Annotated in this window: 24 protein-coding genes and 3 tRNA genes; 21 read left to right on the top strand and 6 right to left on the bottom strand. The window is 68.6% G+C overall.

The annotated features are described in order from the left end of the window. Positions 1-16: 16 nt before the first annotated feature. Complete coding sequence (locus VNE62_05100; GenBank protein ID HVE91662.1) at positions 17-1,144, top strand: glycosyltransferase family 4 protein; 1,128 nt, start codon at positions 17-19, stop codon at positions 1,142-1,144. On the opposite strand, the gene VNE62_05095 is transcribed toward VNE62_05100, so the two are convergent. Continuing rightward, a complete protein-coding gene (locus VNE62_05095; GenBank protein HVE91661.1) occupies positions 1,125-2,174 on the bottom strand; it encodes a Glu/Leu/Phe/Val dehydrogenase dimerization domain-containing protein in 1,050 nt (349 codons plus the stop codon). The genes VNE62_05100 and VNE62_05095 overlap by 20 nt on opposite strands. A gap of 185 nt (positions 2,175-2,359) precedes the next feature. Here VNE62_05095 and VNE62_05090 point away from each other — a divergent pair, with 185 nt between their 5' ends. Beyond that, on the top strand, positions 2,360-2,575 hold the full coding sequence (locus tag VNE62_05090; GenBank protein ID HVE91660.1) for a BldC family transcriptional regulator: 216 nt from the start codon (positions 2,360-2,362) through the stop codon (positions 2,573-2,575). Positions 2,576-2,650: 75 nt separating this feature from the next. Here the strand turns inward: VNE62_05090 and VNE62_05085 are convergent, their stop codons facing one another. Then, positions 2,651-3,025: a PLDc N-terminal domain-containing protein gene (locus tag VNE62_05085; protein ID HVE91659.1), complete on the bottom strand. Its 375-nt coding sequence runs from the start codon at positions 3,023-3,025 to the stop codon at positions 2,651-2,653. Between the two features lie 62 nt (positions 3,026-3,087). Between VNE62_05085 and VNE62_05080 the strand changes: the two genes are divergently transcribed. The 3 genes from VNE62_05080 to VNE62_05070 are packed head-to-tail and all read left to right on the top strand — an operon-like array spanning position 3,088 to position 7,103. Next, positions 3,088-3,963 (top strand): PEP/pyruvate-binding domain-containing protein, encoded by an 876-nt coding sequence (locus VNE62_05080; GenBank protein ID HVE91658.1) that lies wholly within the window; start codon positions 3,088-3,090, stop codon positions 3,961-3,963. Continuing rightward, positions 3,953-5,686, top strand: coding sequence for a PEP-utilizing enzyme (locus VNE62_05075; protein ID HVE91657.1), 1,734 nt, complete (start codon positions 3,953-3,955; stop codon positions 5,684-5,686). The genes VNE62_05080 and VNE62_05075 overlap by 11 nt, the downstream gene beginning before the upstream one ends. After that, a complete protein-coding gene (locus VNE62_05070) occupies positions 5,673-7,103 on the top strand; it encodes an MFS transporter (GenBank protein ID HVE91656.1) in 1,431 nt (476 codons plus the stop codon). Before VNE62_05075 ends, VNE62_05070 begins: the two co-directional genes overlap by 14 nt. 33 nt (positions 7,104-7,136) lie before the next feature. On the opposite strand, the gene VNE62_05065 is transcribed toward VNE62_05070, so the two are convergent. Then, a tRNA-Phe gene (locus VNE62_05065) sits at positions 7,137-7,209 on the bottom strand. Between the two features lie 48 nt (positions 7,210-7,257). Then, a tRNA-Asp gene (locus tag VNE62_05060) sits at positions 7,258-7,332 on the bottom strand. A gap of 125 nt (positions 7,333-7,457) precedes the next feature. Here VNE62_05060 and VNE62_05055 point away from each other — a divergent pair. The 14 genes from VNE62_05055 (at position 7,458) to VNE62_04990 (ending at position 17,991) form a co-directional block, all read left to right on the top strand. Next, positions 7,458-7,530 (top strand) — tRNA-Lys (locus VNE62_05055). A 63-nt stretch (positions 7,531-7,593) separates the two neighbouring features. Continuing rightward, a complete protein-coding gene (locus VNE62_05050; GenBank protein HVE91655.1) occupies positions 7,594-8,397 on the top strand; it encodes a hypothetical protein in 804 nt (267 codons plus the stop codon). Between the two features lie 60 nt (positions 8,398-8,457). Next, complete coding sequence (locus VNE62_05045) at positions 8,458-9,483, top strand: prenyltransferase (GenBank protein ID HVE91654.1); 1,026 nt, start codon at positions 8,458-8,460, stop codon at positions 9,481-9,483. 209 nt (positions 9,484-9,692) lie between these two features. Beyond that, a complete protein-coding gene (locus VNE62_05040; GenBank protein HVE91653.1) occupies positions 9,693-10,769 on the top strand; it encodes a peptidoglycan DD-metalloendopeptidase family protein in 1,077 nt (358 codons plus the stop codon). 7 nt (positions 10,770-10,776) lie between these two features. Then, the gene (locus tag VNE62_05035) at positions 10,777-11,295 is read left to right on the top strand and encodes a hypothetical protein (protein ID HVE91652.1); all 519 of its coding nucleotides are present in this window, start codon (positions 10,777-10,779) and stop codon (positions 11,293-11,295) included. Between the two features lie 80 nt (positions 11,296-11,375). After that, positions 11,376-11,810 (top strand): helix-turn-helix transcriptional regulator, encoded by a 435-nt coding sequence (locus tag VNE62_05030; protein ID HVE91651.1) that lies wholly within the window; start codon positions 11,376-11,378, stop codon positions 11,808-11,810. Further along, positions 11,807-12,070, top strand: a complete 264-nt coding sequence (locus tag VNE62_05025) for a hypothetical protein (protein ID HVE91650.1) — start codon at positions 11,807-11,809, stop codon at positions 12,068-12,070. Before VNE62_05030 ends, VNE62_05025 begins: the two co-directional genes overlap by 4 nt. A gap of 58 nt (positions 12,071-12,128) precedes the next feature. Next, on the top strand, positions 12,129-13,145 hold the full coding sequence (locus VNE62_05020; protein HVE91649.1) for a GNAT family N-acetyltransferase: 1,017 nt from the start codon (positions 12,129-12,131) through the stop codon (positions 13,143-13,145). A gap of 52 nt (positions 13,146-13,197) precedes the next feature. Further along, the gene (locus VNE62_05015; protein ID HVE91648.1) at positions 13,198-14,538 is read left to right on the top strand and encodes a glycosyltransferase; all 1,341 of its coding nucleotides are present in this window, start codon (positions 13,198-13,200) and stop codon (positions 14,536-14,538) included. Then, positions 14,535-15,077 (top strand): GNAT family protein, encoded by a 543-nt coding sequence (locus VNE62_05010; GenBank protein HVE91647.1) that lies wholly within the window; start codon positions 14,535-14,537, stop codon positions 15,075-15,077. The genes VNE62_05015 and VNE62_05010 overlap by 4 nt, the downstream gene beginning before the upstream one ends. A 73-nt stretch (positions 15,078-15,150) precedes the next feature. Further along, entirely contained in the window at positions 15,151-16,038 is an 888-nt protein-coding gene (gene htpX / locus VNE62_05005; protein HVE91646.1) for a zinc metalloprotease HtpX, read from the top strand. Between the two features lie 63 nt (positions 16,039-16,101). Next, a complete protein-coding gene (locus VNE62_05000; GenBank protein HVE91645.1) occupies positions 16,102-16,686 on the top strand; it encodes a hypothetical protein in 585 nt (194 codons plus the stop codon). Continuing rightward, positions 16,653-17,207, top strand: a complete 555-nt coding sequence (locus tag VNE62_04995; protein HVE91644.1) for an RNA polymerase sigma factor — start codon at positions 16,653-16,655, stop codon at positions 17,205-17,207. The genes VNE62_05000 and VNE62_04995 overlap by 34 nt, the downstream gene beginning before the upstream one ends. 1 nt (position 17,208) lies before the next feature. Further along, positions 17,209-17,991, top strand: a complete 783-nt coding sequence (locus VNE62_04990) for a BsuPI-related putative proteinase inhibitor (GenBank protein HVE91643.1) — start codon at positions 17,209-17,211, stop codon at positions 17,989-17,991. Here VNE62_04990 and VNE62_04985 read toward each other — a convergent pair whose 3' ends face one another. Further along, positions 17,992-18,708: a PspA/IM30 family protein gene (locus VNE62_04985; protein HVE91642.1), complete on the bottom strand. Its 717-nt coding sequence runs from the start codon at positions 18,706-18,708 to the stop codon at positions 17,992-17,994. It abuts the gene before it with no gap. Between the two features lie 67 nt (positions 18,709-18,775). Here VNE62_04985 and VNE62_04980 point away from each other — a divergent pair, with 67 nt between their 5' ends. After that, positions 18,776-19,327: a redoxin domain-containing protein gene (locus VNE62_04980; GenBank protein ID HVE91641.1), complete on the top strand. Its 552-nt coding sequence runs from the start codon at positions 18,776-18,778 to the stop codon at positions 19,325-19,327. Here the strand turns inward: VNE62_04980 and VNE62_04975 are convergent. Next, complete coding sequence (locus tag VNE62_04975) at positions 19,324-19,917, bottom strand: LON peptidase substrate-binding domain-containing protein (GenBank protein ID HVE91640.1); 594 nt, start codon at positions 19,915-19,917, stop codon at positions 19,324-19,326. The genes VNE62_04980 and VNE62_04975 overlap by 4 nt on opposite strands. A 116-nt stretch (positions 19,918-20,033) precedes the next feature. On the opposite strand from VNE62_04975, the gene thiI reads away from it, so the two are divergent. Then, positions 20,034-21,263 (top strand): tRNA uracil 4-sulfurtransferase ThiI, encoded by a 1,230-nt coding sequence (gene thiI, locus VNE62_04970; protein HVE91639.1) that lies wholly within the window; start codon positions 20,034-20,036, stop codon positions 21,261-21,263. Positions 21,264-21,281: the final 18 nt, after the last annotated feature.

Here is a 21,281-nt window from a genome sequence, read left to right as displayed (position 1 = left end):
GCCGTAGGCTCGACACGTGCGCCACCTGTTCGTCACCAACGACTTTCCCCCCAAGACGGGAGGCATCGAGTCGTACCTCGTGAGCCTGTGCTCGGGCTTCCGGCCCGCCGACGTGGTGGTCATCGCTCCGGCCCGTCCGGGCCACCAGGAGGTGGACGAGTCCCTCCTGTACCGCGTGGTGCGGGTGAGGGGAAACTACCTGCGGGCCCGGCGGCCGCTGGCAAAGCGGATAGCCGAGGTGGCGTCGCAGCAGGGGATCGATGCGATCCACTTTCTGCAGACGCTCCCCCTCGGACGGCTCGCGCGCCGGGTGAAGAAGTCCACCGGGGCTTTTGTGTCGATCTTCGTGCACGGCTCCGAGGTGCTGGTCCCGGGCAAGGCGCCACTGGGAGCGAGCCTCGTCAGGCGGACCCTGCGGTCGGCCGACGTCGTGTTCTGCGTGAGCCGGTTCACGGAGGGCGCCGTGCTGCGCGTGGCAGGCGAGCAGACACCGACCGCTCTCCTGGAGCCGTCGGTGGACGTGGACAGGTTCTCTCTGGACGTCAGCGGGTCGCGGGTCCGGGAGGAGTTCAGGCTCGGGTCCAGGTTTGTCGTGCTGTTTGTGTCCCGCCTTGTCAAGCGCAAGGGTGCCGACATCCTGATCCGCGCGATGGAGTCGATGCCCAGGGCAGTCGCACTGGTCGTGGGCAGCGGTCCGGAGGAGAAGTCCCTTCGGGAGCTGGTCAAGGAGCTGGACCTCGGCCCCCGCGTCCTGTTCGCCGGCCGGGTGCCGGACGACCGCCTACCGGAGTTCTACGCGGCCGCGGACGTGTTCTGCATGCCGTGCAACGAGCGGTACGGGGGCCTCGACACGGAAGGGTTCGGGATCATCTACCTGGAGGCTGCGGCCAGTGGGCTGGCCTGTGTGGCGGGACGGTGCGGGGGCACGGTGGAGGCGGTGGAGGACGGAGTCACCGGGTTCGTCCTGGAGGAGTCGACGCCGGACGCCGTGGCCGACGCACTTCGGACGCTGGAGTCCGACGAGGCGCTGAGGGCGCGGCTGGGGGCCGAAGGCAGGCAGAGGGCCGAGGACGTCTTTTCGCCCCAGGCGATGGCTCGCCGGTTCGAGGAGACGGTGCGGGGGCTCAGGGGACGAGTGACGTGAGGGTCCGGATGCGGTTGCGGGCGTAGTCCACCGCCGCAGACGCCGGAGGTGCACCTGACTCGCCGGACAGGTGCAACACGTCGAGCAGGGTCCGCGCTATGCGGTCCACCCTCGCCAGAACCCGCCCCTCGCTCCACCCGTGCAGCTCGTCGGCGACGCTTATCAGGCCCCCGGCGTTGACGATGAAGTCGGGCGCGAACAGGATCCCTGCCTTTTCGAGGGCCGCGGCGTCCTCGAACGTCGCCAGCTGGTTGTTGGCGGCTCCGCAGACGATGCGGCAACCCAGAGTGGGAATCGTGTCGGAGTTGAAGACCCCTCCAAGCGCACAGGGGGCCAGGATGTCGCACTCCTTCTCCAGCACCTCGTCCAGGGAGCACGTGCCGACTCCGTGGTCGGCACAGGCCTTGGCCAGGGCGTCCACGTTCGGATCTGCCACCAGAACCTCGGCCCCCTCTGAGGCGCAGATCCCGGCCAGGTGGTAACCCACTTTGCCGGCGCCCTGTATGACGATTCTGCGGCCGCTCAGGGATGTGTCCCGGTCCACGTGGTACAGGGCCGACCTCATTCCGGCGGCGACTCCCCGGGCGGTGTACGGCGATGGGTCTCCGCTGCCGCCCTGGTGGGGAGACATGCCTACCACCCACTTCGTCTCCACCCGCATCTCGTCGAGGTCGGCGACGGACGACCCGACGTCGACGGAAGTGATGTACCGGCCGTCGAGCGACTGGACCACCCGGCCGAACGCCCGCAGCATGACCTCAGTCTTGTCCCGCTGCGGGTCGGCGATGATCACGGACTTGCCTCCGCCGAGGTCCAGGCCGGCCGCCGCCGCCTTCCACGTCATCCCCTCGGCCAGCCGCAGCACGTCGGTCAGGGCGTCCTGTTCCGACTGGTAGCACATGATCCGGCACCCGCCCAAGGCGGGCCCGAGGCGGGTCGAGTGGATGGCGATGATCGCGCGAAGTCCCGCCGCCGGGTCGGAGGCGAACACCACCCGTTCATAGTCGGACGCTTGCTCGAAGACTCCCATGAGCGACCTAGACTCTATGCGCCCGGCTGCTTATGCCGCCGCCCGGCGCCCAAGCGCACCCGGTACCCGGATAGTCAATTTTCGCCATGCCAAAGGGCCCTTTCTAGCCACGGGACGGGCCCGGCCGTGCCCGTAACGTCGGGAGGGTCCGGGTCGTTCTAGTACAAAACGGGAGGTGTCGGATGATGCGACGCAGGGATGGGCTTTTGACGCCGGGTGAGGTCGCGTCGATCTTCCGCGTAGACCCAAAGACGGTCACCCGCTGGGCGAAGGCCGGGAAGCTGCACCCGATCAGGACCATGGGGGGCCACAGAAGGTTCCGTGAGTCTGAGATCAGGGCGTTCCTGGACTCCCAGCAGGGGTCCGACGGCAATTCGCCGCCAATGCGTTCTACGGGTTAACCGGGTGGACAACCCAAGGGCCGGGTCGTGAGACCCGGCCTTTGGTGTGCCCGCTGACCGCCAGGCTTTCCGCGGTCAGCCCCGGCCCTCCTCTTCCTCCCGCCTCCGAAGCTCTTCCTCCCGCCGCTTGACGTCCTCCTCCCGGCGGCGCAGCTCCTTGACCTGTTCGTCGAGCTTGCGCAGGAACTCGGGCGAGTCGTCCGGCGCGACCTGGCGAGCAGGAGGTCCTGATTCCAGCGCCGGGCCGCCGGACATAAAGGCAGCCCGCTCAGGGCGCCCCAGCAAGAGCCAGGCCACGCACCCGATGGGACCGAGCAATACTACGAGCAGAAGCCAGACGATCTTCGGGAGCTCCCTGATCAGGGTGTTGTCGGATCGGATCACGTCGAAGACGCAGTAGATCTGCAGCAGTAAGAACAGAGCGAAGCCAAGTCCCCGGGCGTAGACCATGAGTCCCCTTTCGTGCAAGGTCCGTTCACTGTCACCATAGGACCTCGGAGAGGACGGGGGGCATGGCGGACAATCTGATCGTCGGTCTGACGGATCCGGCTGCGCGCGACCGGCTGCTCGTGGGCGGAAAGGCTGCCAACCTGAGCCTCCTCGCTTCGGAATTCCGTGTGCCCCCCGGCTTCTGCGTCACCGAAGCGGCACACCGCGCCTGGGTTGAAGGGCTGGAGGGAGATGTCCGGCGACAGGTGGCCCAGGCCTACGGGAGCCTCGGCTCCAAGCTCGGAGCCGGAGATCCCGCGGTCGCGGTCCGGTCTTCTGCCACCGACGAGGACGGCAGCGAGTCCTCGTTCGCGGGGCAGTACGAGACATTCCTGAACGTGGTGGGGGCCGAGGCCGTGCAGAAGGCGGTCGTGGGCTGCTGGGAGAGCGCGCGCAGCCCGCGGGCCGTCGAGTACCGCCGGTCCCGGGGCCTTTCCGGCCACAGCGGAGTGGCGGTCCTCGTTCAGGCTCTCGTGTCCAGCGACGTGTCCGGGATCGTCTTCAGCGTCAACCCGGTGACCGCCGACCGCTCCGAAGTCGTCGTCAACGCGTCCTGGGGGATGGGCGAGAGCGTGGTGGGGGGGACCGTGACGCCCGATTCGTGGGTAGTCCGCCGCAGCGACGTCAGCGTCGTTCGCAACGACTGTGCGGACAAGAAGGTCATGACCATCCGCGACGACGCCGGCACACGCGAGGTCGCCGTTCCGCGCCTGCTCAGGACGCGCCCCTGCCTCAACGAAGCGCAGGTGCTCGAGGCGGCCCGGCTGGCGATCGATCTGGAGGCACGCATGGGGTGGCCCGTGGACCTGGAGTGCAGCTGGAGCGATGGGAGCCTGAACCTGCTGCAGTGCCGGCCGGTGACCACCGTGGCCACGAAAAGGGGGAACCTTGAGGGCTGAGGGAGGCTCGGCGGCGCAGGAGGCGGAGCGGGGGGCGCAAGTCGCGTCGCCTCCCGAGCCGATCATCCCGCCGCCGGGGTTTGAGGTTGTCTGGGAGGACCCCGGCGACGAAAAGCTGTTCTGGACGATGGACCGGATGCACAGCCCGGATCCGGTTTCACCGCTTGCCCACACCTGTCTCGGCCCGACCTTTACCCCCGGGCTCGAGACCGCTAACGCCTTCTACGGGCTGCCCACATCGCGGCGGCGGTCGCTTCGGATCAACACCTACGTCTACGGGTGGGCCGCACCGCCTTCGCTGCCTCCAGCCGACATGGAGGCAGCCTTTGTCGCCGCCAAGCAGCGGCTGGACGCCGTAAAGACCAGGTTGTGGGAGTTCTGGGAGCAGGAGGTGCTCTCCGAGGTGAAGGAGCTGCTGGACAGGTTCGACGCCTTCGACCTGCGCGGCTCCTCCAACGACGAGCTGCTGCGTCATCTCGACGACGCAGTGGCGTGGATGACCCGGCTCTGGGAGCTGCACTTCCGGACCGTGTACCCGGCCTACGTCGCGGTGGCCGAACTGGAGGAGTTTTACTCCGATCTGTTCGGGACCGACGACGCCTTTGGCGCCCACAGGATGGTCCAGGGGCTGGGGAACATGACCGTCGAGACCGGCCGCGCCTTGTGGCGGCTCAGCCGCGAGGCGATGGGGTCGCCCGAGGTGCTGGACGCGATAGCGGAAGGGTCGTCCGAAGACGTCCTCGGCAGGCTCGGGGAAACGGAAGCCGGCGCGCGCTTCGCCTCGCTGCTGGACGAGTACGTGCAGGAGTTCGGCCAGCGCGGGGACAAGTTCGAAATCGATGCCGTCTACTGGACCGAGGACCCCGCCCCCGTGATCCAGGGCCTCAGGAACTACGTCGCTCTGCCCGGCGAGTGCGACCCCTCGGCCGAGCTCGAGCGCCTGTCGCGCGACAGGGAGCGCGCGATAGAGCAGACACGGTCCCGGCTGCGCACCTATCCCGCTGCCGTCCGGGAGCAGTTCGAGGAGTCGCTGAAGGCGGCGCACGCGGGGGTCGTGATCACCGAGGACCACAACTTCTGGATCGACTGCCGAGGGACCTGGCGGTTGCGCCGCCTGCTGCTGGAGTTTGGACGCCGGCTGGCCGAGCGCGGCCTCATCGACGGACCGAGGGACGTGTTCCTGCTCGAGCGCGACGAGATGACGGCCGCCGTCGGCCGCCTGCCGGAAGGCGAGGACCTTCGGGGGCTCGTGCGGACCCGGCTGGAGGAGATGAATCGCTACGCGCGCATCAGGCCCCCGAGCGCGCTGGGGACCCCGGAGACGCAACCCCGCTCCCGGGACAACTTCATGGCCCGGACGTTCGGGCGGTTCTTCGGCGCGGACGTGGAGCAGGGCGACGACGGCGCCGTCAGAGGCCATCCCGGTTCCCCCGGCACGGCCAAGGGCACCGCCCGCGTCATCAACTCGATCGAGGAGGCGGGCCGGCTGAAGCCCGGGGACGTCCTTGTGGCCACGACGACGGCTGCGCCGTGGACCCCTTTGTTCGCCACAGTTTCGGCGGTTGTGACGGACACCGGCGGAGCCCTCAGCCATTGCGCGGTGGTCGCCAGGGAGTACGGGATCCCGGCCGTCGTCGGAACCGGCACCGCCACCACCGTGATCCGCGACGGCCAGATCGTCGAGGTCGACGGCGACGCCGGCGTGGTGCGTGTCTCGGGCTGAGACCGTTCGATCGGCGGCCGAGCGGCCGCTGCTGTTCACGGTTGCCGTCTCGGCCATGCTCGCGCCGCTCAACTCCACGATGATCGCCGTGGCGCTGCCCGGGATCACCCGCGACCTGGGGGCCGACTCACGCAGTGGCGGGCTGCTCGTCACCTCGTACCTCATCGCCATGGCCTGCCTGCAACCGGTCGCGGGCAAGATGGGCGACCGCCTGGGCCGCCGTCCCATGATCCTCGGGGGCCTGGCCTGGTTCGCTGTGGCCTCGGTCGGGGCGGCCGTTTCCGGCAGCTTCCCCATGCTGTTCGCATTCCGGTTGCAGCAGGGCATCGCCGGTGCCCTCACCTTCCCCAACGGCTCTGCGCTGATCCGGGAGGTCGTCCCGGTCCAGCGGCGGGCATCGCGTATCGGCATCGTGGGGTCGGCGATCGGCTTCGCCGCCGGCACAGGGCCTCCCCTGGGAGGCCTGCTCGTGTCCATCGGCGGATGGCGGGCGATCTTCCTTGTGAACCTGCTGCTGGTGGCTCCCGCGATGATGATCGGGTTCGGAAGCCTGCCGCGGGTTGTCCGGACCACCCGCACGCATCCGTCGAAGCCGTTCGACCTGGTGGGATCCCTTGCCCTGTCAGGACTGCTGGTCACAGCCGCCGGTGCGCTGTCGTTCTGGCGGTCACTGGGACCCGCCTTTGTGCTGGTGGTCGTAGCCGGGATCGGCGCCGGATTCATGCTGTTCCTGCGGCGCGAGCTGTCGCATCCAGACCCGATCCTGCAGCCGAGGTTTTTCGCGAGGCCCGCGTTCGCGGGCGCCAACGCGGCCGTCGCGCTGACCAATCTGTCGATGTACACCACCCTGTTGGTGGTTCCCCAGGTCCTGGAGGCGCGGGGGGGCTGGACTCCCCTGGGGATCGGACTGGTCCTGACGGCGCTCGCCGGGAGCCTCGTCGTCGTGGCGCCGGTTGGAGGGAGGCTCGCGGACCGGCTTGGCCGCCGAACTCCCGTGATCGGGGGAGTGTCGCTTTTCACCTGCGGACTTCTGCCGTTGGCACTGTACTCCGGTGAAGTTCCCGGCGCAGTCTTCGTGATGACGCTCGCGATCGCGGGGGTCGGCCTCGGCCTATCGTCGGCGGGCATGCAGACCGCGGCGCTGGAGGCCGTGCCGGCCCGCCACGCTGGTGTGGCGTCGGGGACCTATTCGACCAGCCGCTACCTCGGCAGCATCGTGGGGTCCAGCCTGCTCGCCGGACTGGCCGGGGGGCCGGGTGGCTATAGGCCCGTCTTCGTCATGATCGTCGCCGCGGCCGCGGCGGCCGTCCTGGCTTCCGCTGTCCTGCCGCGAGGGGCGGGAGCTGGGGAGCAGGACGCCGCGGGGGCGATGGGGCCGGAGTTCACCGTCCTGCCGCGTGACACTGCGGGGCCCTAGGTGTTTCCGGGGGCTCGGGGTCGCAGGAACGGGTGGCCAGGGGGAGAGTCGAACTCCCGACACCGGGATTTTCAGTCCCGTGCTCTACCAACTGAGCTACCTGGCCCGGAGGCAGATGTGTAAGGCCCGGAGCCGTGAGGCTCCGGGCCCGGCGCGGGGGCGACGGGACTTGAACCCGCGGCCTCCACCTTGACAGGGTGGCGAGCACTCCGAACTGCTCCACGCCCCCGAGGCGCCCTAGAGGTTACCACCCGGCTCCCGGACCGACACCGGCCGTAACCCTGGTTGGCGCACGACCGCGACCGGCACACTCGCGAGATTGCCCGGGTGGTTCTGCGGATACGATGAGGTACGGGGCCGCTAGCTCAGTTGGCAGAGCATCGGACTTTTAATCCGAGTGTCCGGGGTTCGATTCCCTGGCGGCCCACGACAGTTCCCTCGAGGATCAACCCAGACCTGCAGGCCCACGACACTTCGACGCCGAGGACAGGTGCAAGCAGCCCGACCCCCCGCTGGTCCCGACGCAACCAGCGCTGCGCATCTGTCGGTAGCCCCAGGCCTTGTCCTGCTGCCGGCCCTCACGACGGCCGCTGCGGCCTTCGCCTCGCGCGAGGTTCTCCTGGTCGTCGTCTGCGTCTGGCTCGTTGCGGCTTTCGTGGACCTGAGAGCCCTGCTCGGCCCCCGTGCGGGCCTGCCTTCCATCTCGGCCGGAAGCTCCGCGGTGGCCGCGTGCGCCTTCGCCGCCTACCTGCGGCGGCCGGCGTCGGTGGCGTGGGTCGTGGTAGCGCTGCTCCTCGTGCTCTTGACGCTGCGGATCCTGCTATTGGAGTCGGGCGTGGAGGGCTCAGAGGGGGCCACATCCGACGTTGCCTCGACGGCCGCCGCGGCCTCAGCCGTCGGGGTCTGCGGTTGCCACGTCCTTCTGATCGCCGCGCTTCCGCGGGGGGCGCGTGCGGTGGCGGCTTTAACCCTCGTGTCGCTGTCGGCGGGGTTGGTGCGCTCGGCCGCGCGCGCCGTGGAGTCCCGGCGGCGGCTGGACCGTACCCCCCTATCCCTGTGGTCCGGACTCGTGCCGGGGATCATGGCGGGAGCCCTCACGGGGGCCGTGGCGCGTCCGGGATCCTCCGTGGTACTCGGGGGGCTCGTGGGTGCGGTCACCGGATGCGTCTGCTGCCTCGCCGCGGCATCGGCGGCCGGCCTGGACCCACGGCGCCAAGCGTCCCCGATACTCTCCGCGGTCGCCGGCGGAGTCATCGCAGCCCCGGTCTTCTTCTGGGTTCTGCGCCTCCAATAGCCAGCGAGCTGCTCATCCCCGACGACCGGCCCCCGCAGGCTCGGGGCTAGACTGGCGCCGATGGCGAGTACGGACGTCGCCGCGCGGCAGCGCGGTCTGCTTCAGCGGTGGGCCTTTGTTATGCGCACCTGCAACCCCCCGCCCGGACGTGTCGATTTCGTATCGCGGTGGCTCGTGCTCTTCAGGGCGTGCGTGTTTCCGATGACGGCAACCTCCGCCGCGATAGCCGGTCTGCTGGCGTTGTGGCGCGACCCCGGACGGTTTGACGCAGGGTTGTTCGCCCTGGCGACGGCCGGACTCCTTCTGGCGCACTGCGCGAACAACCTGATGAACGACCTCTTCGACCTCCAGACGGCCGTGGACACACAGAACTATCCCCGCGCCCTCTACGCGCCGCATCCCGTGCTGTCGGGAATGATCACCACCGCGGGCCTGTGGCGCGCGACCGCGGCGGTCAACGTCGCGTCTTTGGCGGTCCTGGTCGTGCTGACCATGGCGCGAGGGTGGCCGGTCCTGGCGTTCGCCCTGGGCGGGTTCTTCATCAGCGCCGGCTACACCGCGCCGCCGGTGCGCCTCAAGAAGCGGGGGCTGGGGGAGCCGGGCGTCCTGGTCGTGTGGGGGCCCCTCATGGTGGGAGGCACCTACTTCGCAACCACCGGACGGCTTCCGTGGCAGGTCGTGGCCGCCTCCGTTCCGTACGCCCTGCTGTGCACAGCCGTGCTGATGGGAAAGCACATCGACAAGCTGGACTGGGACCGGGAGCGGGAGATCGGGACGCTGCCGGCGCTCATGGGGGCTCCGGCGGCCAGGGGGCTCACCCGCGGGCTCATGGCCGGTTTCTACCTGGCGATCCCCATTCTGATCGCCCTCCGCGCGCTGCCCCTGCCGACCCTGTTGTCGCTGCTGGCTCTGCCGAAGCTGGTCGGCGTCTGGCGGATGTACGCCAACCCACGTCCGGAGGAGCCGCCCCGGGGCTATCCCGTGTGGCCGCTGTGGTACGCGCCCGGCGCTTTCGTCCACACGCGCCGGGCCGGAGCGGTCTTCGTGGTGGCTCTCGCCGCGGGGGCGCTGCTCATGCCGCTTTGAGCATGGTCCAGGCGCCACCCCGCCGCGGAAGCGCACCGAAACCGCCGGCTCCGCCCACTCCCGTGACCTTTGACTCGATTTTCCGGAGCGTGATAGCCTCTGGCGTCTCGATCCGGCCCCACAGGGGACGTCATTCGGATCCAACCTCAGAAACCTCAATGCGAACAGCCACGTCGCAAAACCGAACCCCCACCCTGCGGGACCGCCGCTTGCGCGTTGCAGCCCTTGCAGCGGCCATTCTGATGATCCTGTCCGGTCAGCCGGCTTCGGCGGTCACACGCAAGCAGCTGGACGACGCCAAAAAGCGCTACCAGGAGGTCCAGGAGGAGCTGAACCGGCTCGTCGGCCAGCACTCGCAGCAGGAGCAGAAGCTCGCTGAGACCAGAGGCGCGATCTCCAGCACTGAGGCCGACATCAAAAAGGCGCAGTCGGAGACCGTGCAGCTCAACGACCAGCTCAAGGAGCGCGTCCGGACGGCCTACCAGATGGGCTCTGTCGGGTTTTTCCACTTCCTTCTTCAGGCGGAGAACTTCGATGAGTTCAGCTACCGAGTGGTCCTGTTGGAGCGGCAGTCGTCCACCGACGAGGAGCTGATGCTCAAGCTTCGCCGTCAGAGGTCGACATTGAGCAAGAAGAAGGCCGCGCTGAGGTCCCAGGAGCGGGCGAGGTCGCAGGACGTGAGGGCTCTTCGCGACCGGGGAGCGGAGGTGAACCGGCTTCTCGCCCGCCAGGAGGCCGTTCTCAGCGGCCTGAAGGCGAAGGAGCGCGAAGAGGTGGCCAGAGCGGCAGCGGCGTCGCGGGTCCGATCCTTCACCAACGCTTCGGGCGGTGGGGGCATCATCCCCGGCAGGGTCTCGCGGGGCGGGGGTGGGGGTGGCCGGTCCATAAGCCTGTCCGCCTGCCCAGCGGGCGGACCACGGTCGTTCACCAACGATTGGGGGGCGCCGCGCGGGGGTGGCCGGCGACGGCACAAGGGCAACGACATCTTCGCGTCCAACGGCTCGCCGGCCTTGGCCGTCGTTTCGGGAACCATCTCCAGGACGAGCTCCGGAGGCAACGGCGGCCTCGCGATTTATCTGAGGGGCGACGACGGAAACGAGTACTACTACGCGCACATGAGCTCGTTCTCGGCCAGCCAGGGCCAGCGCGTGGGGGCCGGCCAGCGAATCGCCGGCGTCGGGAACACGGGCAACGCGCGAGGGGGCGCCGCGCACATCCACTTTGAGATCCACCCGGGAGGCGGCGGCCCGATCAACCCCTACCCCAGCCTCATAAAGGTGTGTTGACGTCCGGATGACCAGACGGCTCCCGACCCGCGAGGAGATCCTTCAGGACGGGTACCTGTCCGGCCTGGAGGCCCGGCCGGTCGAGGAGCTCAGGCTGATGCTGGAGGACTCCCGCCGCGAGGAAGGGGCGCTGTCCTACGTCCGCCGATGGCTGCACGGAAAGCTGGACGTCCTCAGGTCCGAGTTGGCCCATCGGGGAGAGGCCTCCGGCAGCAGGTCCAGCATCCAGGACAGATTGACCTCGGCTCTCGCGTCGGGAGCGCAGGGCGGCAGCCGCGGGGCCCGGTCGAAGATGCCGTCCGACGCCCAGCAGGCGGAAGGCCAGCGGATGGTGGACGAGCTCCTGGCCGAGGTGAACCTCGCGCGGCTCCCGGACATGGGCGCAGACGACATCGATGCCGCCGCCGATCGCCTGGTCGAGACGGAGAGGGCCGTCTCCGGACAGCGTCGTGCCCTCCTTTCGGTGATCGACGCACTGGAGTCGGAGCTTGTGCGCCGTTACCGGGACGGACTTGCCGTCCCCTGACGCACTCGCGCCGTCTTGCGGGCGGTGTGTGAACTAATGCACAAGCGCTTGCTCGAATCAGGTTCTGCTAGCATTGATGCGTGTTGAGGAGAGGTGACGACGGCGCGCTCAAGCCGCAGGTTCCCGACGTCGGTGGATACATCCGCGACCAGCGCCGCCGGGCCCGTGTGTCGCTGCGGAAGCTGTCCGAGCTCGCAGGTGTCTCGAACCCGTACCTGAGCCAGATCGAGCGCGGACTGCGCCAGCCCAGCACGAAGATGCTCCAGCAGATCCTGCAAGGCATGGCGCAGGTGATGCGGGTCAGCGCCGACACCCTCTATGACCAGATCGGCCTCAAGCAGGGCGACACCGACGACTCCTCGGTGCTCCCGGCGCTCCTGAAGGACCCGAACCTCACCGAGGGGCAGCGCCGGGCTTTGGCGCAGGCGTACGAGCAGGCGCGAACGGAGACGGCGGAGCGCAGGTCGCGAAGACGGCAGAAGCGGCCGGAGGCCGGCGGGGGGGCAGACTCATGAGGAGGATCCTGGGCAAGAGTCTGTACGTGTCGCTCGGGGCAGTTGACGCGGTGGCCGCCTCCTTGGCCCGTCTGCCCGCACTTACGCGGATCCGGGACATCTCGCTGCTGGAGCAGGCCCGGGACCTCGAGCCGAGGGTCCGTCGCCGGGCCGTCGCCGCGGGCAGGGCCGGGTCGCGGGTCACGGCTGCGGTTTCCGGGGTGATTGGCGGAGGCCGGACGGAGTCGGAGCCTCCGAGTCGCATAGAGGCGGCGGGCTAGGCTCTCTTCGACCGAGGGCGGCTCACGACGCCGTCTCGGCCCCTGATACGGTCCCTGCATGGCCCTCCGGCTGTCCCTTTTCGACTCCTGGACCCCCGACGTGGTCCGTCCCTGGGAGCGCGTCCTGGAGGCGGACCTGCGGGCAGGGGTCTTCAGCACCCCTTCGTGGCTTCAGGCCTGGTGGGAGACCCTGGGCTCCCGCGAACTGCTTTTAGCCCTGGTCTGGGACGGTGACCAGCCCATAGCGGTGTTCCCCGCCTGCCGCTGCGTCGACGAAGAAGGACTTCTCAGCTTCCTCGGGGGCGAGGACGTTACCGACGAGCAGGTGCCCGCGGCGGTCCCCGGCAGGGAGGCCGAGGCGCTTCGGTTCCTCACGGAGTGGGCGTTCACGGACGGCGGGTTCACTCGGCTGCGATTCCACTCGATGATGGACGACGGCCGGTGGCTGGAGATAGTCCGGGAGGTGGCCGGCGGACCGGGGCTTTCGTACGCCCAGGAGCAGGTGGACGTCGCCCCTGCCATATCGCTGCCGGCGAGCTTTGACGAGTACCTGGCGGGGTTATCGGGACACGACCGGCACGAGCTGCGGCGCAAGAGGCGGAGGCTGTCGGAGGCCGGCGCGGTGACGGTCCGCCGCGCGCACGAGGTGGGATGGGAGTCGGACCTCGCGTCCTTTTTCGAGTTTCACCGGCAGGCTCCGGGGGCCAAGGCCGCATTTTTCACTCCGGAGCGCGAGCGGTTCTTCCGGCGGCTGGCGGCGGACCTGTTTCTGTTCGGCCTGGCACGGCTGGACGTCCTGGAGCTGGACGGGGAGGTCGTGGCGTGCACCTTCTCCTACGACTTCCGCGGGACTCTGGGCCTGTACAACTCGTCGTTCAGGCCGGATCTGGCCAAGCTGGCGCCGGGGATGGTGCTGGTCGGGTACCTGATCGAGCAGTCTATAGACGAGGGTAAGCACACTTTCGATTTCCTGCGCGGCGACGAGGCATACAAGGCCAGGTTCGGCCCCGTCCCGCGGCCGGTGTACAGGGTGATGATGGCGTCGGTACGGCAGCCCGCGGCTCCGCGGGCGTAGCGGCGGTTGTCGCCCCCCCGGGGGTGTGGGAAAATTCCCGTCCGGGACGGGGTTGCTCCCGGCCCCCGTCGCCTCGAGGTTCGCCGTGCGAAACGATCCCACCCCCGTTCTGGACGATGCCGGTCCGGCCCCGTCTGAAGCCCAGCCGGGCTGCCGCATCGCCGTGCTCTCGATGCACACCTCGCCCCTGGAGCAGCCGGGTTCGGGTGACTCCGGCGGCTTGAACGTCTACGTCCGGAAGGTGGCGGCGGAGATGGCGCGGCGCAACGTCCACTCAGACATCTACACCCGCCGAACGAGTCCGGACGAGCCGGAGGTGACCACTCTGGCCCAAGGCGTCCGGGTGATCTCCGTCACCGCGGGGCCGCAGCGACCGGTCCACAAGGATCGTCTTCCGCGGCTCGTGAAGCGTTTCGCGGCGGAGGTCGAACGGCTGTCGGCCGGCTTCGGTTCCTACGAGCTCGTACACGCCCACTACTGGCTTTCGGGTGTCGCCGGAATTCACCTCAAGCGCAGTTGGAAGATCCCGATGGCCGTCTCCTTCCACACCCTCGCCCGGGTGAAGGACGGGGCGTCGCCGCAGGACAGCCTCGAGCCGCTGTTCCGCAAGCGCGGGGAGGACCGGGTCGTGCGGTCGGCCGACCGCGTGGTGGCGGCCACTCCTATGGAGCGGGACCAGCTGGTGGACCTTTACGGGTGCGACCCCGCACGGATCATGATCGTGCCTCCCGGCGTCGACCTCGACCTGTTCCATCCCGACGGCCGTGAAGAGTCGCGCAGGCGCATGGGCTTCGGCCCCCATCCCACGGTGGTCTTCGTCGGACGGCTGCAGCCGCTGAAGGGCCCTCATGTCGCGCTGGGGGCCCTCGCGAGACTGCGTCACATGGTCCCCGACGCGCGGCTGGTCATCGCGGGCGACGAGTCGCCGCGAGGGACCTGGGGTGAGCGCCTCAGGCTGCACCTGACCGCTCGCAGGCTCGGGGTCACCCGACGGACGACTTTCCTGGAGCCCCTTCCCCACGACCAGCTCCCGCACCTGTACCGTGCGGCGGACGTCGTGGTGATCCCGTCGGCGAGCGAGTCTTTCGGGCTGGTCGCGCTGGAGGCGGCGGCGTGCGGAACCCCGGTGGTGGCGACGGCGGTGGGCGGGCTGCGTCGCCTGGTGCAGGACGGGCAGACGGGATATCTCGTGACACGCCGGGCCGCGAAGCCTTTTGCCCACGCTCTTTCGCGTGTGCTGGCCGACCGAGAGGCCGCGGAGCGACTCGGATCCAACGCCGTGATGCTGGCTTCGCGGTTCCCATGGTCGGCCACCACCCGCGGCCTGCTCGAGACGTACGCATCCGTGATGGCGTGCCGGGGCGTTCGCGCTGCGCTCACGGGAGTGGGATGACCGGCGGGCCTCACGGCAAGAAGGTGGCGCTAAGGCCCGTTGAGCCGGAGGACCACCCACTGCTCAGAACGTGGCAGAACGACCCGGAGGTGGCGCACTGGATGGACTACAGGCTGCAGTTCAGCCTGCGGGACATCGAAGAGGACCAGCAGAGAGCGCGGCGTGACGGCCGGCCGTTCGTCATCACGCTGGAGGACCGGCCCATCGGCAAGTGCGGACTGAACCAGTTCCGTTGGGAGCCGCGTGTGTGCGCGATGTACGTGTACATCGGGGACAAGCAGCTGTGGGGACAGGGGCTGGGACGCGACGCGGTTATGGCGCTGCTGGCCGTGGCCTTTGACGAGTGCGGGCTGGAGCGGGTGGAGCTGACGATGCTGGCCGACAACTCGCGTGCGGGGCACGTCTACGCCTCCTGCGGTTTCGAGCTGGAGGGACGGCTGGCGGGACGCTCATATCGCGGCGGCGTCTGGCATGACACGGCGATCATGAGCGTCCCCAAGGACCGGTTCCAAGCTGCGAGAGCGCACTACGGGATTTGAGGAACCCGGACGCGCGCCGCGGGCGTTTCGTAGAGGGAAGCCATTCGCCGACCGAAGGAGTAAGAGCCCGGACATGACACGAGGGACGATAGGCAGGGACTGGAAGCTGTCGACGCGCATGTTCGCGACGATGGCCATGCTGGCGGCCGTCTACATCGCGTTCCTCGCCTTTTTGTCGAGCCTGGGCGTGGGAGTTGGACTTCTCGTAGTGATTGCGGGGGTCATGCTGGGCGCCCAGTACTTCTTCTCGGACCGGCTCGCCATGCTGGGAATGGGGGCCAAGGAAGTGTCCGCGGAGGAGGCTCCGGAGCTGCACGCCATCATCGGCAGGCTTGCGCAGCTGGCCAACATCCCCAAGCCACGTGTGGCGATCTCCGACATGCCGATCGCGAACGCGTTCGCCACCGGTCGCAGCCCCAAGCGGGCGGTCATAGCGGTGACCCGTGTGCTGATGGAGGGGCTCGAGCCTGCGGAGCTCGAGGCTGTGTTGAGCCACGAGATCTCGCACGTCGTCCACCGGGACGTCGCGGTCATGACGCTCGCTTCGTTCTTCGCCATGCTGGCGTTTTTCATCATGCGCTCGTTTCTGTGGATGGGGATCTTCGGCGGCGGAGACGACGAAGACAGCGGCGGTGGGTCGATGGTCGTCGTGTGGCTGGTGTCCATGGTCGTCTACCTGGTGTCACAGGTTTTGATCCTTGCCCTGGGCCGTTACCGTGAGCTCGCCGCCGACCGCGGCGGAGCCCAGCTCACCGGGCACCCGTCGCACCTGGCCTCCGCTCTCGTCAAGATCTCGGGGGCCATGGAGCGGATGCCCCAGCGGGACATGAGGCAGGTCGAGACGATGAACGCGTTTTTCATCGTGCCTACGAAGGTGAAGGAGATCTTCTCGACGCACCCGTCGCTGGACAGGCGCCTTCGTCAGCTCGCGCAGATCCAGCAGGAGCTCGAGCGCAGCTGACCGGCGGCTTCGCCCACCCTCCGTCCGTGGGGAAGGCGTACCCCGCGCACGTATAGTTCGCGAGTGGGCATCCTCAACGTCCTGTTCGGCCGCCGCAGGCTTCCGCCCTCCACCAACGAGCGCCTGGGGGCGATCTCGGGGGCCGAGCTCACCGTCCGGACGCAGCTGTCGCATGTGCCGGCCGACCAAGTCGCGCTCGCGGTCAGGGGCGTGGCCGCGTCGTCCTTTGACGAGGTGAAGCGCGACCTGGAGCGGCTGCTCGCGATGGCTGCCGACGACCTGGGATCCACCAGCCGGATCACGACCGACGAGTACGGCTTTGTGTGGGTGGTGGTGCAGGACCAGGACTTCCCGGACCTGGTCGCGGCGGCCCAGATCGCCTCACAGATGGTCCTGGAGCAGGGATTCAGAGACCAGCTGCTCTGCTGCGTCTTTCCGTTTCTGGACGATCAACAGAAGCCCCTTCACCTGGTCTACTCCTTTAAGCGAGGCACCTTCTACGCCTTCGCCCCGCGTTCCGGGTCGGCCAGGGACTCCGCGCTTGAGCTGCGGGCGCACGCTCTGCTCGAAGGGGAGCTGCCGATGGAAAAGGATCTCGAGTACCGCTACCCCTTGTGGGGGCTGCCCTTCACAGGAGCCGCATCCTGAACCGCGAGCAGCCCAGCAGCGTTCCCCATGATGCAGTCGAAACGACGCCGGAGCAGGCGTTCGAGGCGTTTCTGGCCGAGCGGTACCAGAAGCTCGTGTCGACGGTCCGGCTGGTGGTCCGTGACCAGGGGACGGCGGAGGACTTGGTGCAGGAGGCATTTGCGCGTGCGTACCTGTCCTGGCCGAAGCTGTGGCCGGACGGCAACCCAGCGGGATGGATCCACCGCGTGGCCGTGAATCTCGCAATCAGCTGGAAGCGCAGGGCCGCGCGCGAGGCGAGGGCATTCGCGAAGCTCGGGGGCCGCGAGACGCTGGTCCAGCCGGGCCCGGAGGCGTATCCAGAACTGCACGAGGCGTTAAAGAGGCTCCCGCTGAGACAAAGGACCGCCGTGGCCCTGCACTACGTGCTCGGCCTCCCGGTGGACGAGGCCGCCAAGTCGATGGGATGCAGGCCCGGTACGGTCAAGTCCTTGCTGTACCAGGCCCGCGAAAGACTTCGTAAAGAACTCGGAGAGGACTGACGTGTCTCAAAACGATCCTTTCGAGCCGCTGAGGTCCGAGCGGGTGCCGCGAGTACGGACGCCCGCGGTCGCCGAAATCCAGGACCGGGCGCAGAAGATCCGCTCCCGCCGCTCGGCGTTGGCTGCGGCGGGCATGGTGATGACCGTGCTGCTGGGGTTTGCGGTCGTGCTGAGGCCTTGGAACAGCGAGATTGGGAACTTCTGGGAGGGTGGGTTCGCCCAGAGCACGTCTCCCGGCAGCCAGGGTCAGGATGAGGAGGCCAGCCCGACCCCCGGCGGCGGCTCTGAACCCGAATCATTCTCCGGCGACCCCGAAAACCCGATGGCCGCCGGCACCCCCCCCACCTCGGGTCCGCGCACAGGGTCGGGACAGGTGCCCGACGAGGCATCCACGGTTAAGCGAAACGGGCTGGACGTCGGGCTCGCGCTCCCGCGCAAGGAGGTCCAGCAGGGACAGCCCATCCAGATGGTGCTGCAGGTGTGCAACCCCGCGGACCGCGAGGTGACGGTGTCGTTTCCGACCGGCCAGCGATACGACTTCGAGATGCACAGGTCCGGCGATCCCCGTCCGGTCTGGCGCTGGTCCGACGACCAGATGTTCACGCAGTCGCTCTCCTCGGAGCGGTGGTTCCCCCGTGAGTGCCGTCAGTACGCGACGAAGACGGCGGGTGAAAGCGGTTCCCGCCTGAGCTCCGGACGCTACCGGGTTGTCGGCGTGCTCACGGCGTCCAGCCAGGTGCGCACGGAACCTCTCGACCTCTGCGTCGGCGACTGCCGCGGCTGATCAGCCGGCTTCGCCGGGACCGGGAGAAGCCGGCCCCAGTTCGCGGCGCATCTCCGCGAGCTCCAGTTCAACGTCGCTTTCCTGGGACACCTTTTGGAGCTCGGCTTCGATTTGATCCCTGGGTGCCGTGAGGTCGGGGATGGTGCCGGAGTCGATCAGCTCGTCCACCGCCGTCGCGCGCGCCTGGAGCTCCTCGGTCTTCTCCTCGGCCCGCTCGAGCGCGCGGCCCACGTCGCCGAACTGCGTCGAGAGTCCGGTAACGGCCTCGCCTACCCGAACCTGGGCCTCGGCGGCGGAATACTGCGCCTTGACCGTCTCCTTGCGGGTCCTGAAGGCCTCGATCCGCGACTGCAGCTTTGACTCGGTGTCCTTGAGCTTCTGCTCTTCGGACTCGATGCTGGAAATCTGACCGTCCATCCCCTGGAGCTGGGACTGGATCTCCTTTTTGCGTTGAAGGGCGAGTCTGGCGAGGTCCTCGCGTCCGGCCCCGACCGCCCTGCGGGCCTGGTTGTCCAGTTTTGCGACCTGCTCCTCCAGCCGCCCGGCCTGCAGCCGCAGGCGGGCCTTGGAAGTGGCCACGTCCGCGATGCCCTTGCGAACTTTCTGGAGGAGCTCGATCTGCTTTTCGTAGGAGTAGTCCAGCAGCTCGCGAGGGTCTTCGGCCCTGCCGGCGAGTCGATTCAGCTTCGCCCTGATCACCGTCATAAAGCGCGACATTGCCCCCACGAACACCCTCCTTGAGCGACCGGCCGCGGCCATTCTACCCGTGGGCTAGGTTGGCAGGATGAGACGACTGGCGGTTCTGTCACTGGTGTTCGCGCTGGCAGGCTGCACGGTGAGGGGAGATGACGTGTCCGGCCCGGGCTCGGCACGGCCGGTGCGGCTGCAGCCGGGAAAGGTCGTCGAAGCGAAGCCCGCATCGTTCCGGGCGACGATCGCCGCGCTGAAAGGAACTCCCGTGGTCGTGAACTTCTGGGCCTCCTGGTGTGCTCCGTGCAAGGCGGAGATGCCCAGGTTCGTCGCGGCCTCCAAGGCCTATGACGGCCGAGTCGAGTTCCTTGGGGTCGACTCCCGCGACGACCCGGATGCGGCGGCCAGGTTCATCGAGGAGTACTCGGTTCCGTTCGCCAGCTTCGGCGACGCGCGGGGAGACATCCTGGTCGAGCGAAAGGGGTCCGGACTGCCGATGACCCTGTTCTTCCGGGACGACGGCAGACTCGCCTTCAAGGACCACGGCGAGGTTGACGAGGACAAGCTGGAGTCGCGGATCACAGAGCTGCTGCGGGTGCGCCGGTCCGACGTGGCCCCTTCTGTCTCACCGGGGCCGCGCGGCTAGCTGCGGCCGGCGGCCAGGTGGTCCAGCAGGGCCATCTCTCGCCGCAGGATCGCGACCTCCCTGGCGAGCCGTACGTCGGCCGACTCGGTGTCCAGAAGGGACTGCTTCTCGGGCGGGTCGACCGGCAGCAGGTTGGCCACCACGTATGACCGCGCAACCGGGTCAACCGGCAGCGGGACGGGGATGTCGCCGTCGCCGCATCTTTGCCGGTGTGTGGTGAGAAGCTCTTCCACCAACTCTCCGTCAGACCGCGCCCTGCCGAAGTCGCCGATGGGCTCCGGGAGCCAGGTCACGTCCGCCTGCGGGTAGGGGGTGGACCCGTTCATGGACTGGATACGGAACCTCTTCATCCCCTCGACCTCTAGAAGGTAGCGCCCATCCGGGAGCCGGGCGTACCCGCCGATGTGAGCCAGGGTGCCGGTCACGTGCGGGTCGGCGGGCCCCGTGACCTCCCGGCCTCTGCGGATCAGCACGACACCGAAGCCGCCGCCGTTGTCCAGGCAGTCGGCCACGAGGCTCTGGTATCTGTGCTCGAAGACGTGAAGTCCGAGGTCCGTGTGCGGGAAGAGCAGGGTGTGAAGCGGAAACATTGGTATGCGGTTCCGCAAGGCTTCCCCCTGGCCGTTTAGCGAGTCTAACCCGGCCACACCGCCCGGTTAGGCTGGATGCGCCCGAGCCGCCGAAGCGGCGCACGACTGAAGGGACCATGAGCGCCGCCCGCCCGCACTCCTCCGAAGCTGCCGTCCGGGGTCCGGTGGTGGTCGTCCACTACCACGAGATCGGACTCAAGGGCCGCAACCGCGGCATGTTCGAGCGGATGCTGTTGGACAACCTGCGGGACGCCATTCCTGCCGGAGCGGGTCGGGTGGAAGGCCTGAACGGCAGGATCCTCGTCCACACCGGCGGAGCCCCGCGCGATGACGTGCTCGAAGCCGCGGGGTCCACCTTCGGCATCGCCTCCTACTCTCCCGGCCTGCAGGTGGCCCCCTCCGTCGAAGAGATGACGTCGGCCGCGCTGGAACTGCTGGAACCCCTTGAGTTCCGCAGCTTCGCGGTCGCGGCCCGGCGCTCCGACAAGCAGCACCCGCTGACGTCCAACCAGATGAACGTCCAGATTGGAGACCGGATCAGGCAGGCAACTGCGGCGGCCGTCCACCTGGACGACCCCGACGCCACGGTGCACGCGGAGGTCCTCGGGAGCAGGGCTCTGGTGTACGTGGACCGCCGGCGTGGTCCCGGTGGGCTCCCGGTTGGATCCTCCGGCCGCGTCGGAGTCCTTCTGTCGGGGGGGATCGATTCGCCGGTAGCCGCCTACAGGATGATGCGCAGGGGAGCCCGGGCCGTGCTGATCCACTTCCACTCGGCCCCCTTCACCGACCGCGCCGGGACGCGCAAGGCCGTGGAGCTCGCGGCCACGATCGCCCGCAGGCAGGGGACAACCAAGCTGTTCCTGGTCGCGCTGGGCGAGACGCAGCGGGAAATCGTGTCCTGTGCGCCTCCGGCCTTGAGGGTGGTGCTCTACAGGCGCTTTATGGTCCGCATCGCGGGTCAGCTCGCCCGGAGCGCGGGCGCGAAGGCCCTCGTCACCGGGGACAGTCTCGGCCAGGTCGCGTCCCAGACCCTGGAGAATCTCGCCTGCGTGGATGACGCCGCACCCATGCCCCTGCTGAGGCCCCTGATCGGCGACGACAAGCAGGACATCATCGACGAAGCCCGGCGGATCGGCACCTACGAGCTGTCGATCCAGCCCTACGCCGACTGTTGCTCGATGTTCGTCCCCAGGTCGCCCGCCACCCGCGCTTCGGTCCGTGAGTGTCTGCAAGCGGAGGTTTCGCTGGACGTGGACGCCCTGGTCCGCAGGTGCGCCCACGAGGCCGAGGTCCTGCTGCTGGCGCGTGACGGTTCGGTGACCGAACGGGTGCGGGAGCCGGCGTGAGCGCCGCCACGCACACCG

Source organism: Actinomycetota bacterium, assembly GCA_035536535.1.
Lineage (GTDB): Bacteria > Actinomycetota > JAICYB01 > JAICYB01 > JAICYB01 > DATLNZ01.
This window is presented reverse-complemented; position numbering and strand designations above follow the sequence as displayed.